Annotated in this window: 16 protein-coding genes; 6 read left to right on the forward strand and 10 right to left on the reverse strand. The window is 61.8% G+C overall.

Going from position 1 to position 13,161, the window contains the following annotated elements:
- Positions 1–9: 9 nt before the first annotated feature.
- From IM737_RS12660 to IM737_RS12670, 3 genes are all read right to left on the reverse strand, one after another.
- On the reverse strand, positions 10–669 hold the full coding sequence (locus IM737_RS12660; protein ID WP_236894294.1) for a ferritin-like domain-containing protein: 660 nt from the start codon (positions 667–669) through the stop codon (positions 10–12).
- 208 nt (positions 670–877) lie between these two features.
- Entirely contained in the window at positions 878–3,007 is a 2,130-nt protein-coding gene (locus IM737_RS12665) for a putative bifunctional diguanylate cyclase/phosphodiesterase (protein WP_236894295.1), read from the reverse strand.
- A 126-nt stretch (positions 3,008–3,133) separates the two neighbouring features.
- Positions 3,134–4,357 (reverse strand): argininosuccinate synthase, encoded by a 1,224-nt coding sequence (locus tag IM737_RS12670; RefSeq protein WP_236894296.1) that lies wholly within the window; start codon positions 4,355–4,357, stop codon positions 3,134–3,136.
- A 127-nt stretch (positions 4,358–4,484) separates the two neighbouring features.
- On the opposite strand from IM737_RS12670, the gene IM737_RS12675 reads away from it, so the two are divergent.
- From IM737_RS12675 to IM737_RS12685, 3 genes are read left to right on the forward strand one after another with little or no spacing between them, the layout of a single operon-like run.
- Complete coding sequence (locus tag IM737_RS12675) at positions 4,485–4,952, forward strand: Lrp/AsnC family transcriptional regulator (RefSeq protein WP_236894297.1); 468 nt, start codon at positions 4,485–4,487, stop codon at positions 4,950–4,952.
- A 51-nt stretch (positions 4,953–5,003) separates the two neighbouring features.
- On the forward strand, positions 5,004–5,651 hold the full coding sequence (locus IM737_RS12680) for a LysE family translocator (RefSeq protein WP_236894298.1): 648 nt from the start codon (positions 5,004–5,006) through the stop codon (positions 5,649–5,651).
- Entirely contained in the window at positions 5,651–6,499 is an 849-nt protein-coding gene (locus tag IM737_RS12685; protein WP_236894299.1) for a 23S rRNA (adenine(2030)-N(6))-methyltransferase RlmJ, read from the forward strand. Before IM737_RS12680 ends, IM737_RS12685 begins: the two co-directional genes overlap by 1 nt.
- A gap of 2 nt (positions 6,500–6,501) precedes the next feature.
- Here IM737_RS12685 and IM737_RS12690 read toward each other — a convergent pair whose 3' ends face one another.
- The 5 genes from IM737_RS12690 to thpR form a co-directional block, all read right to left on the reverse strand.
- The gene (locus tag IM737_RS12690; protein ID WP_236894300.1) at positions 6,502–6,900 is read right to left on the reverse strand and encodes a bleomycin resistance protein; all 399 of its coding nucleotides are present in this window, start codon (positions 6,898–6,900) and stop codon (positions 6,502–6,504) included.
- Positions 6,900–8,108: a 23S rRNA (adenine(2503)-C(2))-methyltransferase RlmN gene (rlmN, locus tag IM737_RS12695; RefSeq protein WP_236894301.1), complete on the reverse strand. Its 1,209-nt coding sequence runs from the start codon at positions 8,106–8,108 to the stop codon at positions 6,900–6,902. The genes IM737_RS12690 and rlmN overlap by 1 nt, the downstream gene beginning before the upstream one ends.
- 201 nt (positions 8,109–8,309) lie before the next feature.
- Positions 8,310–8,813 carry an invasion associated locus B family protein gene (locus IM737_RS12700; protein ID WP_236894302.1) on the reverse strand — a complete coding sequence of 168 codons (504 nt, stop codon included), beginning with the start codon at positions 8,811–8,813 and terminating at the stop codon, positions 8,310–8,312.
- A gap of 91 nt (positions 8,814–8,904) precedes the next feature.
- Complete coding sequence (locus IM737_RS12705) at positions 8,905–9,423, reverse strand: invasion associated locus B family protein (protein ID WP_236894303.1); 519 nt, start codon at positions 9,421–9,423, stop codon at positions 8,905–8,907.
- 223 nt (positions 9,424–9,646) lie between these two features.
- Entirely contained in the window at positions 9,647–10,186 is a 540-nt protein-coding gene (thpR, locus tag IM737_RS12710; RefSeq protein WP_236894304.1) for an RNA 2',3'-cyclic phosphodiesterase, read from the reverse strand.
- A gap of 197 nt (positions 10,187–10,383) precedes the next feature.
- Between thpR and IM737_RS12715 the strand changes: the two genes are divergently transcribed.
- The 3 genes from IM737_RS12715 to IM737_RS12725 all read left to right on the forward strand — a co-directional run bounded on the left by IM737_RS12715 (position 10,384) and on the right by IM737_RS12725 (position 12,222).
- Positions 10,384–11,154 carry a Bax inhibitor-1/YccA family protein gene (locus IM737_RS12715; RefSeq protein WP_236894305.1) on the forward strand — a complete coding sequence of 257 codons (771 nt, stop codon included), beginning with the start codon at positions 10,384–10,386 and terminating at the stop codon, positions 11,152–11,154.
- Between the two features lie 100 nt (positions 11,155–11,254).
- Positions 11,255–11,752 (forward strand): GNAT family N-acetyltransferase, encoded by a 498-nt coding sequence (locus IM737_RS12720; protein ID WP_236894306.1) that lies wholly within the window; start codon positions 11,255–11,257, stop codon positions 11,750–11,752.
- A 2-nt stretch (positions 11,753–11,754) separates the two neighbouring features.
- Positions 11,755–12,222 carry an AAA family ATPase gene (locus tag IM737_RS12725; protein ID WP_236894307.1) on the forward strand — a complete coding sequence of 156 codons (468 nt, stop codon included), beginning with the start codon at positions 11,755–11,757 and terminating at the stop codon, positions 12,220–12,222.
- Between the two features lie 9 nt (positions 12,223–12,231).
- On the opposite strand, the gene IM737_RS12730 is transcribed toward IM737_RS12725, so the two are convergent.
- Both IM737_RS12730 and IM737_RS12735 read right to left on the reverse strand, forming a co-directional pair.
- Positions 12,232–12,711, reverse strand: a complete 480-nt coding sequence (locus tag IM737_RS12730; RefSeq protein WP_236894308.1) for a GNAT family N-acetyltransferase — start codon at positions 12,709–12,711, stop codon at positions 12,232–12,234.
- Positions 12,690–13,157: a DUF1176 domain-containing protein gene (locus tag IM737_RS12735; RefSeq protein ID WP_236894309.1), complete on the reverse strand. Its 468-nt coding sequence runs from the start codon at positions 13,155–13,157 to the stop codon at positions 12,690–12,692. The genes IM737_RS12730 and IM737_RS12735 overlap by 22 nt, the downstream gene beginning before the upstream one ends.
- Positions 13,158–13,161: the final 4 nt, after the last annotated feature.

Below are 13,161 nucleotides of genomic sequence, written 5' to 3' on the forward strand. Positions count from 1 at the left end.
TGGCTCTCCTCAAACCAGCGCGTTCGCGGTGACTTCGGTCTTGATGAATGGATCGGCTGCGGTCAGGACCGTGAGCGGATCGTTGACCACATCGAGGCCGTTTTCATCGACGACATCGTCGCCGGCAAAGGACACGCTGTTGGGGTTGAGCAAATCGCGGATGGCGGCGGCATGACGAGCCTCCACCGAGACGATACGGCCCGCTTCGGCCAGATAGGCAACGTCTTCGATGAGCTTGCCGGCGCCGTTATAGGCCGAGACGCCAAGGTCTTCGAAGACCATCGCAGTGCCCAGTACGCTGGCACGGTCGGTGAAATCCACGGCCGAGAAATCGACTTCCAGATCGGGAATAGCGCCATCGGCAAGCGCGCCCTTGAGGAAATCGCGGTGCTCGACCTCGTGATCGCGGATATCGGTCAGAAGCGCGGTTTCTTCGGCAGTGATACCCTCATAAGGGCTCTCGATGACCTTGGTGTAGAAGGCCGCTTCGAGCTGCTCAAGAGCGTAGGCATAGTTGAGAATGCCGACATCGCCTTCGCCCAGATCGGCGGCGAAAGCGGCTGACATGCCGAAATTGGGCAGCCAGACACCAGAGACGGCAACGGTTGCAGCGGCAGCCCCACCCCACTTGAGCAGGCGACGTCGAGACGTATCGTGCGTGATTTCCATTTTGAAAATATCCCGTGTTGCAGGACGTACGCCCTGCGGCTTCTTGACTGACGCTTACGTTCAGTTACGGCCCACAACAGAAGAAGTTTCAAAAATGTTAAGGCGATCCCGCGCATATATATTGCTGGAATACTTCAGAATATATGGAACGGTACGTGCCAATTCAACGTTTGCGCGAGCCAATTTGAAGTGACAATTGGCTGCAAGGCTATGAAGCCTTCTTGCGATCGACCTGCGCCTTGACGGAATCCGAGTGCAGCAGGTTGGCCAGTGCCGCCGGTGGCAAAGGTGGCGAGAACAGGAAGCCCTGGACTTCGGTGGCGCCGTGCTTCCGCACCATTTCGAGCTGTTCTTCGGTCTCGACGCCCTCGGCTGTCGTCGTCATGCCCAGGCTTTTGCCCAGTCCGATGACCGCCTGGATGATCGCCTGGCTGTCGCCCCGCGTGGTCAGGTCGCGCATGAAGGAGCGGTCGATCTTGATCTTGTCGAAGGGGAAGCTGCGCAGATAGCTCAGCGACGAATAGCCAGTGCCGAAATCGTCCATCGAGATGCGGACACCCATGGCGCGCAGCTCGTGCAGCGCCTTGAACGTCGTCTCGTTCTCTGCCAGCAGCAGGCTTTCGGTAATTTCGAGTTCGAGCCGCGTGGCCGGCAGATGCGCATCGGCAAGTGCCGAGCGGACCAGGGATGTTAGGTCGCGGCTTTTGAACTGGATGGGAGAGAGGTTGACGGCAACGCGGACATCGCCCGGCCAGGTGGCGCAGGTCTTGAGCGCTTCGCGCAGCACCCACTCGCCGATAGCGACAATCAGGCCGGTCTCTTCGGCGATCGGGATGAACTCGACCGGCGAAATCGTCCTGCCGTCATGGTCCCAGCGCAGCAAGGCCTCGACGCAGGTGACGCGGTTTTCGGCCAGTCCCAGCAGCGGCTGGAAGACGAGCCGCAACTCTTCGCGCTGCAGCGCCAGCCGTAGGCCCGCTTCGATCGAGCGGCGCTGCTGCAGCTCGGCATCCATGCCGGTTTCGAAGAAGTGGTAGGTCGAGCGCCCCTCGCTCTTGGCCTTGTAGAGCGCCAGATCGGCATTCTTGACCAGCGTGTCGGTCTTGACGCCGTCGCCCGGCCCCACGGCAATGCCGACGCTGGCGCCGATCTCGATCTGCTGTCCACCGATGATCATCGGGGCGCCAATCGACTTGATGATGCGATCAGCTACCTTGGCAGCATCGGAGACATGCTCGATCGGCCGCATCAGCAGGGCGAATTCGTCGCCACCCAGCCGCGCCAGGACGTCGGTCTCGCGCGTCGTGCCCCAGAGCCGCGCCGAGGCCTGCTTGATCACTTCGTCGCCTACGGCGTGGCCCAGCGTGTCGTTGACTGCCTTGAAGTGATCGAGGTCGATATAGAGCACGGCGGCCATTTCGCCGCGGCTCAGGCCCGCCTCGGTCTTGGCCATCTGTTCGAGGAATTCGATGCGGTTGGGCAGGTCCGTCAGCGCATCATGCCGCGCCAGGTGGCGGATGCGCGCCTCGTTCTGCTTCTGCTCGGTAATGTCCTCATGCGTCGACACCCAGCCACCATCCTTCATCGGATGGTGCTGCATCATGATGGTGCGGCCGTTGAGCTCGTGGACATTCTTGCCATATTCGCGGCGGGCGATGACATCGCGGCGCCAGGCGATATATTCCTCGCGGGTGCCGCCGGCACTCATGCCCATGTCGAACAGGTGGCTGAGGATGTCTTCTAGCTGGGTCCCCGGCTTGATCAGCCGTTCGGGCAGATTGTAGATGCGCGCATAGGGCTCGTTGCAGATGATCAGCCGCCCCTTGGCGTCCATCATGCACAGACCCTGCGAGATGTTGTTCACCGCCGCATCAAGGCGAATATTCTGCCGTTCGAGCTCTAGCTTGCGCTTCTGCACCACTTCGGTGCGGGCGATCTCGTCGGTGATGTCCTCATGCGTCACCACCCAACCCAGAGCCGGCGAGAAGACATGCGCCGTCTCGATGGTGCGCCCGCCATGCACCACTTCCTGGTTCTTGGTGCGGGCGCCGCTCCTGTTGGCCAGCAATTGACTGGAATAGGCCTCGTAGAATTCGTCGGGACTCTGGCCGGGATGGTTGCCGAGCTGGGCGCTGAGCTGCACCACTTCTTCAAGGCTCATGCCGCGATAGATAGCCTCGGCAGCAAAGCCGTAAAGGTCGCGATAATGCTTGTTCCACATCACCAGGCGGAACTGTGGCGACCAGACGCAGAAGCCATAGGGAATGTTCTCGAGCGCAGCGTCGAGCAGCAAGGCCTCAGCCATTTCGCTCAAGCTGCCAGCGTCTTCTGCTCGCACTCGTCGATTCCCCAATATCAATGCTTCTGCATGACGCTTTGGGAAAGCTAGTTCGTTCCGCTTAACGAGCGATTAAGTTCTGGGCGTCAATCCCGCCAATGTGATCGGCGGGCTTGATCGTTTCGATCAGCGACCGGCCTTCTTGTTGCGGGCAGCATAGGTCTTGAGGCGCAGACCGTTGAGGCGGATGAAGCCCTCGGCATCCTTGTGGTCATAGGCCACGGCGCCTTCTTCGAAGGTGACGAGGTCCATGTTGTAGAGAGAATAGGGCGAGGTACGGGCGATGACACTGGCCGAGCCCTTGTAGAGCTTGATGGTCACTTCGCCGGTGACGAAGGCCTGGCTCTTGTCGATCAGCGCCTGCAGCATCTCGCGCTCGGGGGCAAACCAGAAGCCGTTATAGATCAGCTCGGCATATTTGGGCATCAGCTCATCCTTGAGATGCGCCTCGCCACGATCGAGCGTGATCGATTCGATGCCGCGATGCGCCACCAACATGATCGTGCCGCCGGGGGTCTCGTAGAGCCCGCGCGACTTCATGCCGACAAAGCGGTTCTCGACCAGATCGAGCCGGCCCACGCCATGCTTGCCGCCCAGTTCGTTGAGCTTGGTAAGAAGGTTAGCCGGGCTGAGCTTGACGCCATTGACCGAAACCGGATCGCCCGTCTCAAAGCCGATAGTGATGATCTCGGCCTGGTCAGGCGCCTTTTCCGGATCGACGGTGCGCTGGGCCACATAATCGGGCGCGGGCACCGCCGGATCTTCCAGCACCATGCCTTCGGATGAGGTATGCAGCAGGTTGGCGTCGACCGAGAACGGGGCCTCGCCACGCTTGTCCTTGGCAATCGGGATCTGGTTGCGCTCGGCATATTCGAGCAGCTGGGTGCGGCTGCGCAGGTCCCACTCGCGCCACGGCGCAATCACTTTGATCGCGGGATCGAGCGCATTGGCGGTCAGTTCGAACCGTACCTGATCGTTACCCTTGCCGGTGGCGCCATGCGAAATGGCATCGGCACCGGTTTCCTGGGCGATTTCGACCAGGCGCTTGGCGATCAGCGGGCGGGCGATGGAGGTGCCCAGCAGATAGACACCCTCATAGACCGCATTGGCGCGGAACATCGGGAACACGAAATCCCGCACGAATTCCTCGCGAAGGTCTTCGATGCGGATATCCTTGATGCCGAACATCTCGGCCTTCTTGCGTGCCGGCTCGAGCTCCTCGCCCTGGCCGAGATCAGCGGTGAAGGTCACCACCTCGCAATTGTAGGTCTCCTGCAGCCATTTGAGGATGATGGAGGTATCGAGCCCGCCCGAATAGGCCAGCACGACTTTCTTGATTGGGTTCGCCATTGGCATCCGCTCCAGTTCTAGTTAGTGACAGGATAGACCAGCCGTTGCGCAATGAACTTGCGATTATCGCAGGATTGGCGCACATTTTGGCACATTCTGCCAACTATTGAAGTCCAAGCAGCCGCAAATGCCAGAACAGCTTGACGCTATCGACCGCCGCATCCTCCGAGCATTGCAGCGCAATGCCCGCATCTCCAATGTCGAGCTGGCCAACGAGGTGGGCCTGTCGCCCTCACCCTGCCTGCGCCGGGTCAAGCTGCTCGAGGACCGGGGCATCATTGACCAGTACACCGCCATTCTCAATGGCCCGGCGATCGGCCTCGGGCTCACCGTCTTCGCCCGCATCTGGTTCAAGACGCAGGGGGCTGAGACGACCAACCAGTTTGCCGAGACGGTGCGCAAATTCCCTGAGGTCGCCGAGTGCTACCTCACCACCGGGGAATGCGATGCGATCATGCGTATCGTCACCGCAGACCTGCACGCCTATTGGCGGTTCCAGTCGGACTACCTGATGCGCATTCCCAGCGTGCAGAGCATCAAGACCGACGTGCCGATGGAGACGATCAAGCGCGGATTCGAGCTGCCTTTGGCCTAGCTACTCTCCTCAGCTTTGGTAGAAGGGTGTACCACCCAGCGGAACGCGCCCATGCCCGCCTTCATCCCCGACCTGTCCGTCATCCTCGCCTTTGCCCTGGCCACCGTCGTCCTCGCCATCACGCCAGGACCTGACATGGCGCTGCAGATGTCCCGCGCCATCAACTATGGCCGCGCCCATGGGCTGGCTGCGATGTTTGGTGCCATGGCCGGTATTCTGGTCCACACCATGCTGGTGGCCTTCGGCGTCTCGATCCTCATCATCGCCGCGCCGCCGCTCTTCCTGGCGCTCAAGATCGCTGGCGCCGTCTATCTGCTCTATCTGGCCTATCAGGCGGTGTTCCATGGCGGGGGCCTGCGCCTCGCCGAAGCGGCCAAGAAGCCACCGACCGTGCGGCAGAGCGTTGCCACCGGCATCGGCATCAACCTGCTCAATCCCAAAGTGGTGCTGTTCTTCGTCACCTTCCTGCCCCAGTTCGTCGACGCGCATGATCCCGGTGCCACCGGCAAGCTGATCTTCCTCGGCCTCGAATTCGTGGCCCTGTCGATCCCGCTCGGCATCGTCACGGTGCTGCTGGCCGAAAGGCTCGCCGCCGCCTTCCGCTCCAGCAAATGGGTCGAACGCGCCCTCAACTGGAGCTTCGCGGCGATCTTCACCGCCTTCGCTGCCACCATTCTCACCGCACAAGCGCGCCACTGATGAACTATCGCCACGCCTTCCACGCCGGCAATTTCGCCGATGTGGTCAAGCATCTGATCCTCGTCCGCATCCTCGACTACCTCAAGCGTAAGGATACCGCCTTCCGCGTGCTCGATACCCATGCCGGCGTAGGGCTCTATGACCTGCAAGGCGACGAGGCCGGACGCACTGGCGAATGGGTCGATGGCATCGGCCGGCTCATCGAACAGGGACTGACCGGTCCCGCCGCAACGCTGGCCGCGCCCTATCTCGATGCGATCAGCGCACAAAATCGCGAAGGCGGCCTGCGCTTCTATCCCGGCTCGCCCCTGATCGTCAGGCACCTGCTGCGCGAACAGGACCGCCTCTTCGCCCTCGAACTGCATCCTGACGATGCGGAAGCCCTGCGCGAAAACTTCGCTGGCGACATCCAGGTCCGCACCACTCATCTCGACGGCTGGGCCGCTCTGGGCACCCATCTACCGCCCAAGGAAAAGCGCGGCCTCGTCCTGATCGATCCGCCCTTCGAGAAAGCCGGCGAGTTCGACCGCATGGTGGCGGGCCTGATCAAGGCCCACCAGCGCTGGCCCGGCGGGATCTATGCCTTCTGGTATCCGGTCAAGGACCCACACGAGATATCGGAATTCATCGACAGCCTCGAACGGACAGGCATCCGCAAGATCCTGCGCATCGAACTGAATGTGCGCCCGTTCTCAACCCCACCACGCCTGCACGGCACAGGGATGATCGTGGTCAATCCGCCGTATACGCTCGAAGCGGAGCTCAAGTTGTTGCTGCCGGAATTGGCGAGGCTGTTGGGCGAGGACGGCAAGGGCAGGGTGCGGATGGAATGGGTGGCGGGGGAGTAGCGCTACGACAAAGTTTCGAAGAACCTCAAGAGGTAGCCATCCGGGTCGGTGACGCAGAACTGACGCTGCGCAACGTCGCCGGCCAACGTGCTGTAGGTCTTCGTTTCCAGCGGCAGGAAAGGCGCGATGCCGGCGACAGCTAGCCGATCGAGAATCGGTGCCACAGCATCAACCTCGATCTGAAAGTTGACGCCACGACCAAAGGGCCGTTCCAGCGGAGCAGTGATCCATTCGCGGCCGGTGCCGAGTTGGTCGAGCATCAGCTCTGCGGCTCCCAGTTCCAGATACGCAAAGCCCTCTTCCGGACGCTCATAGCGCAGCGCAAAGCCAATGATGTCGCAATAGAACCGGCGACTGACCGTCATGTCGGAGACGGAAAGCTCGGGAACCAGGGCGGCCATCAAACCCCCGCCAGCGCGTCCCGATCCTTCTTGCTCATCCGCTCGCTCTCGCTCTTGAGCTGCCCGCATGCCGCAAAGATATCGCGCCCGCGCGGTGTCCGCACTGGCGACGCATAACCAGCCTTGTTGACGATATCGGCAAAACGCTCGATGCGCGAGCTCGGCGACGTACCGTAGTTCGCACCCGGCCAGGGATTGAACGGGATGAGGTTGATCTTGGCTGGAATACCGGCCAGCAGCCGCACCAATTCGCGGGCTTCGGCGTCGCTGTCGTTGATGCCGTCGAGCATCACATATTCGAAGGTGATGCGGCGGGCATTGCTGAGGCCGGGATAGTTGCGGCAGGCTTCGAGCAGTTCTTCGAGCGGCCACTTCTTGTTGATCGGCACCAGCACGTCGCGCAGATCGTTGTTGGTGGCATGCAGCGAGATCGCCAGCTGCACGTCGATCTCGCGCCCGGTCGGCTCGATGAACGGCACGACGCCCGAAGTCGACAGGGTGATGCGGCGCTTGCTGATGCTCATGCCGTCGCCGGCCGAGGCGATCAGCAGCGCCTGCTTGACGTTGTCATAGTTGTAGAGCGGCTCGCCCATGCCCATCATCACGATATTGGTGATGGCGCGGGTGTCGCCATTGGGCACGAGTCCCCCGTCGTCGGGGCGCACGCCGCCGGGGAAATCGCCCAGCCGCTCGCGCGCCATCAGGATCTGGCCGAGGATTTCGCCCGCTGTCAGGTTGCGCACCAGCTTCTGCGTGCCGGTATGGCAGAACGAGCAGGTCAGCGTACAACCCACCTGGGACGAGACACACAGTGTCCCGCGATCCTGCTCGGGGATGTAGACGGTCTCGACCTCGACGGGCGGATAGGCCGGGTTGGCCGGATCGCGGAAGCGGAACAGCCATTTGCGGGTGCCGTCAGTCGACACCTGCTCGGTAACGATCTCCGGGCGATCGAGGATAAAGGTATCGGCCAGCTTCTGCCGCACGGGCTTGGCCACGTTGGTCATACGGTCGAAATCGGTCGTACCGTTGACATAGAGCCAGTTCCACAACTGGTTGGCCCGCATGCGCGCTTCCTTGTCCGATGCGATGCCAGCCGTGGTCAGCGCCTCAGCCAGATGCGGCTTGGAGAGACCGATCAGCGACGGCCGGCTGGCCGCGGCGGGGCGGATAGCGGTCGAATGGTCAAGGTTCAGCGCAATGCTCATGGCGTGGCGAAAGGTCCGGAAGATGCGGGATTGGCGCGGCCAATAGCATATGGGGATGAAATGCGCAAAGTCACGCCTGTGGAACCAAGCATTGCGAAGGACGCATCAGCCAAATTCGATCGTCACCCTCGGGCCTGACCCGAGGGTGTTTCACTGCCGGAAATGGAGAGTGTAGTGCCCTCGGATCAAGCCCGAGGGCGATCAGCACTCGCTGCCGATCGACTGCTGTGCCGCTGTAGCGCCCGAGAGCGAATAGGCCTGCACCACCTTGATACCCGCCGCCGTCGTGCCTTCGACGGTCATCGACGAACCGGCGCGGATGGCGCTGGCCAGGGCGTCGGACTGGCTGGCGTCGTCGAGCCAGGCAGCATCGTTCTGGGTGAAGAGGTTAAAGGTCTGGCCGCCAACACTGACCGTGGCGACACTGTCGGGCTGAAAAGCGAAGCCAGCGACGAGGTTGAACTCGCTGGCCACGTTTTCGGTCGGTCGATTGGTGATGTAGATATAGGCTTGGCTATAGCCGTCGGGCGTGGGCGTCACGCTTTCGGGCTTGGTCATGGCGAAACAGACCGCACCGGCCGCGTCGCTGGCGCCATAGCTCGACCAGGCCCGGTGTTCGCCCAGAAGCCGCACCTGCTGGGCGCTCGCGACTGATGTGAGGGACAGGGTCGCGACAAGGGCGAGTGCCAGGGTGGACTTGGTCATCGGGGCCTCAGAAAAGACTTTGGGCGAGGGGCCGCAAGACCCACCGCCCAGTTATGGCGGATTGCCCCGACCGGGCAACCCGAAAAATGGCCTATTTGCAGGCCGTATCGATGGCGTTCATCGCCGCAGTGGCGCCGCTCAGCGAATAGGTATCGCTGGTATTGGTGCCGCGCTGGCTGGTGCCCTTGATGACGAGGTTGCTGCCGGCCTTGAAGGCCTGCACGAACCCGCCTTCATCACCCGTCGAAGCAAGCCATGCGGCGGAGCCTTCGGTGACCATGGGGTAGGACTTGCCATCGACCGCCGCGCTCGCATTGGGCGTGGTGGCATTGTACGGATAGCCGATAATGGTCTGCACTTCGTTCTTGGTGCCCATCCCCTTGCGGTGGATGATCATGAAGTGGATCGGATCGCGATTGGCGCCGGCTGGTTCGCTCTTCTGCGGTGTGGCCGAGATATAGCAGATCACGCCAGAGGCGTCGGTGGCTTGCCAGGCGGTCCAGGCATTGAAGGTCCCAAGCTCTGTGGCCTGCTGTGCCTGCGCGGCAGGCGCCAGAGCCATGATCGCGCCGACAGCGAGCCCAAATGCGAGGCTACCGGTTTTCGTCATCGCCAATTTCATCCTCATTCTAAGGGTCCGCTATTGGGGAGAGCTGCCCGCCAAGTCTGCCCTGAACATGGTTACCAAGATGTCAAATGCCGCCACATCCGACTGGATTTGCATCAATAGCGAGGCAATCACGGCGGCATTTTGACGGGACCGGACACGTTCACTCCGGTTTGCGCCGCCAGGGTTAACATTTGGCTAACAGTTGCGTGACCGTGATCGGCGCTCACGCCGCCAGTGGATAGCTCTGCTCGACCACATAGGGGCCGCCGCCCACCGAATCCTTGCTCGAAAACAGCACGAAGCGCCCGACCGGAAAGCTCAGCGGCTCGAACCGCCCGGCAGCGGCAATGAACTGCGCCACTTCCATCGGCCCGCCGCCACGCAGGCGCGCCAGCGACACATGCGGCACGAACTTGCGACCCTCCGGCGGCAGCCCGGCCCGCTGCAACACCCGCTCCTGCGCCGCCTGCAGGCGGGTCAACGCCTCGCTGGGCTCGACTCCGGCATAGAGCGCGCGGGGTTTGTCGCCGCCGAAGGTACCCAGGTGGGTGAGGCGCACGGAGAATCGCAGCGAGTTCGACAGCCGGTCGAGACTGTCGGCCACCTCGTCAGCAGTCTGGTGATCGACGTCACCGATGAATCTCAAGGTAATGTGATAATTCTCGGCATCGATCCAGCGCGCGCCGGTGAGCCCGCCCCGCTTCAGTGACAGGGCAAATCCCACATCGGCCGGGATTTCGAGGCCGGTGAAGAGCCGGGGCATAGGGCCCTCCTCTGTCTAGGATCAGCACGATTCGCCCTTCGACCGTAGCACAAGCGATCTTCTCGGCCAGTCGATTCGTCGCAGCGGGGCAAGATCACTTGTAAACAACTGGCACCGCATCCATATTGCCTCATCAAGTGGCAACCAATGCCCACCGGCGGTGCAAGAGACCGCATTAATTGGGAAAGGAACCGACTATGGCTGAATATGACCGTCAGACCCTCGGAGCTCGGGCCGGCTCGGCCTTGGCCATCGACGAGGGCCTTCGCAGCTACATGCTGCGCGTCTACAATTATATGGGTATCGGGCTGGTTGTGACAGGCGTTGCGGCCTACTTCGCCGCCGCCGCCGCCATCACCACCAACCCGGACGCCGCCGTTGGCCAGCTGGCCAATGGACAGCTCGTGACCCAGTGGGGCGCATTGCTGTTCGCAAGCCCGCTGCAGTGGGTTGTGATGCTCGCGCCGCTCGCCTTCATCCTGGTGCTGAGCTTCGGCATCAACAAGCTCTCCGTGCCGGCCGCTCAGGCCACGTTCTGGGCGTTCTCGGCCGTCATGGGCCTGTCGCTGAGCTCGATCTTCCTGGTCTATACCGACGCTTCGATCGCCAAGGTGTTCTTCATCACCGCCGCGACGTTCGGTGCCATGAGCCTCTACGGCTACACCACCAAGCGTGACCTGACCCAGATGGGCAGCTTCCTGATGATGGGCCTGATCGGCCTGATCATCGCCTCGCTGGTCAATATCTTCATGCAGTCGTCCATGCTCGAATTCGCCATCTCGGCGGTCGGCGTGCTGATCTTCGTGGGCCTGACCGCCTACGATACGCAGAAGATCAAGGAAGGCTACTCGGAGTCCTACGGCGCCGATGTACTGGCCAAGGGCGCCATCATGGGCGCGCTGAACCTCTACCTCGACTTCATCAACCTGTTCCTGATGCTGCTCCGCCTGTTCGGCAACCGCGAGTAAGCACCAGAGCGCTTGATCCTGGTATCAAGCAATTTGGTTGGACGATATCTCGGACCGCAGCCTACAAAGGCTGCGGTCCTTTTCATTGTGCCCGAGCATCATGTCCGACGTTATTCTGCGCGCCTTCGCCTGGAGCGACATTCCCGCCATCACGGCCATCTACCGGCACTATGTCGATAACACCGCCATCACCTTCGATACTGAAGCGCCGGGCGAGCCCGCCATGGCGGAAAAATTCGGGCACCTGGTGGCACTGGGCCACCCGCTGATCGTGGCCGAACAGGACGGCCAGGTGCGGGGCTATGCCTATGCCAGCTTCTACCGGCCGCGCGCCGCCTACCGTTTCACCTGCGAAGATTCGATCTACCTGCACCCCGACGCCACCGGGAAAGGTCTCGGCCGCATCATGCTCACCGAACTCATCGCCCGGTCCAAGGCCTTCGGCTTCAAGCAGATGATTGGCGTCATCACAGCCGATACGAAAAACTCCATCGCCATCCACGAGAAATTCGGCTTTCGCTATGTCGGCAAGTACGAGGCCGTCGGCTACAAGTTCGACCGCTGGCACGACATCGTGCACCTGCAGCTGACGCTGTAGCCGTGGCTGTCCTGACCCTGATGGTCGGTTTGCCAGGATCGGGTAAGACCACGCGTGCCAAGGCACTAGCCGAAACGACCAAAGCCCTGCGGCTGACCCCCGACGAATGGCAGACGCGACTGTTCGACGACGACATGCATCACCCGGACCATGATCGCCGGCATGAAGAGATCGAAGCCATCATGTGGGAGATTGCCGCCTACACGCTCTCCCGAGGCGGCGATGTCGTCTTGGATTTCGGACTTTGGACCCGTGAGGAGCGGCGGCAGTTTGCGGCCAGGGCGGCCTCGCTTGGTGCCATGTGCAAAGTCGACTTCGTGGCCGTCCCGCTCGAAGAGCTTGAACATCGCATTTCCGACCGGAACCAGCTGGTCGGAAGCCACTTCGCCATCCCTGTCGCAATCCTGCGGGATTGGGCGAAGTTGTTCGAGGCACCAGACGCAGAAGAGCTTGCAGGGCGGTTCGGCTAGAAGCTCGATTCATCCGCTGCCCTGGAGCGTCTTGCTCATCGGGTAGCCCGCTTCCGGCGTGCCGCCATCCTCGTCGATCCAGCCGATGCCACGATAGAAGTCCCGTGCCGTCGCGGTGCTGTCGAGCCTGCCGCGCACAACACCGCCCGCAACCATCGCGGCCTCCAGAGCGACCATGAGCGCTTTGCTTATGCCACGGAAGCGATGATCCGGATGCACATAATTCAACGTGACCTTGTCGCCGTTGATGCCACCGACGGCAACCACCACGCTCTCGCATTCCGCCACTATCAAGGTCACATCCGGACGCACCAGGAGTTGCCGAAAGGTCTCGACAGACTGGTTGTTGACCCAGCGCAACACCGTCGCCGGGTCGTCGCCGTGGTCCGGCCTGCATAGCTCGATGATGGAGTCCGCGCGTATCTCGTTCATCACGACGCAATCGTCGTGCTCAGCCAGCCGGATTGTCAGCTGCGGAAGCGGATGCATTCGTCGATGGCCTCGAGCGCCTCGTCCGAACCCTCGAGGCTGATATCGCCGAGTTGCTGACCGTCCAGGCTGATCTGCACGCTCTCACCATTGCGCATGGCCGACACCAGGCCCTGTGTCAGAATCGAGCCCTCCGCCTCGCGCATATAGGCAAAGGTATCGCTGCTGCCGGGCTCGAGCTCGATGGGCAAATCGAAGGTCTCTGCCCCGATCGTGAATGTCAGGTAGGTCAGCGGCTGCTTCTTGTTGAAGCTGGCCCCCGCCGCAGGCGTGAACAGCAGGTAAAGTTCGCCGAAATTGCTGAGCCCACCTTGTGGATCGCCGCATTCCAGGCTGAGCCAACCCTCTTGCTCGCTACCACCGCCGGCGGCAAATGTGCCCATGTTGTAGTCAGTACCCCAAGGCGCAGCCAGGGCGGGCACCGCCAGCGTGAGGCCAGCTAGCACGCTT

This window comes from Devosia sp. SL43 (assembly GCF_021729885.1).
GTDB lineage: Bacteria > Pseudomonadota > Alphaproteobacteria > Rhizobiales > Devosiaceae > Devosia.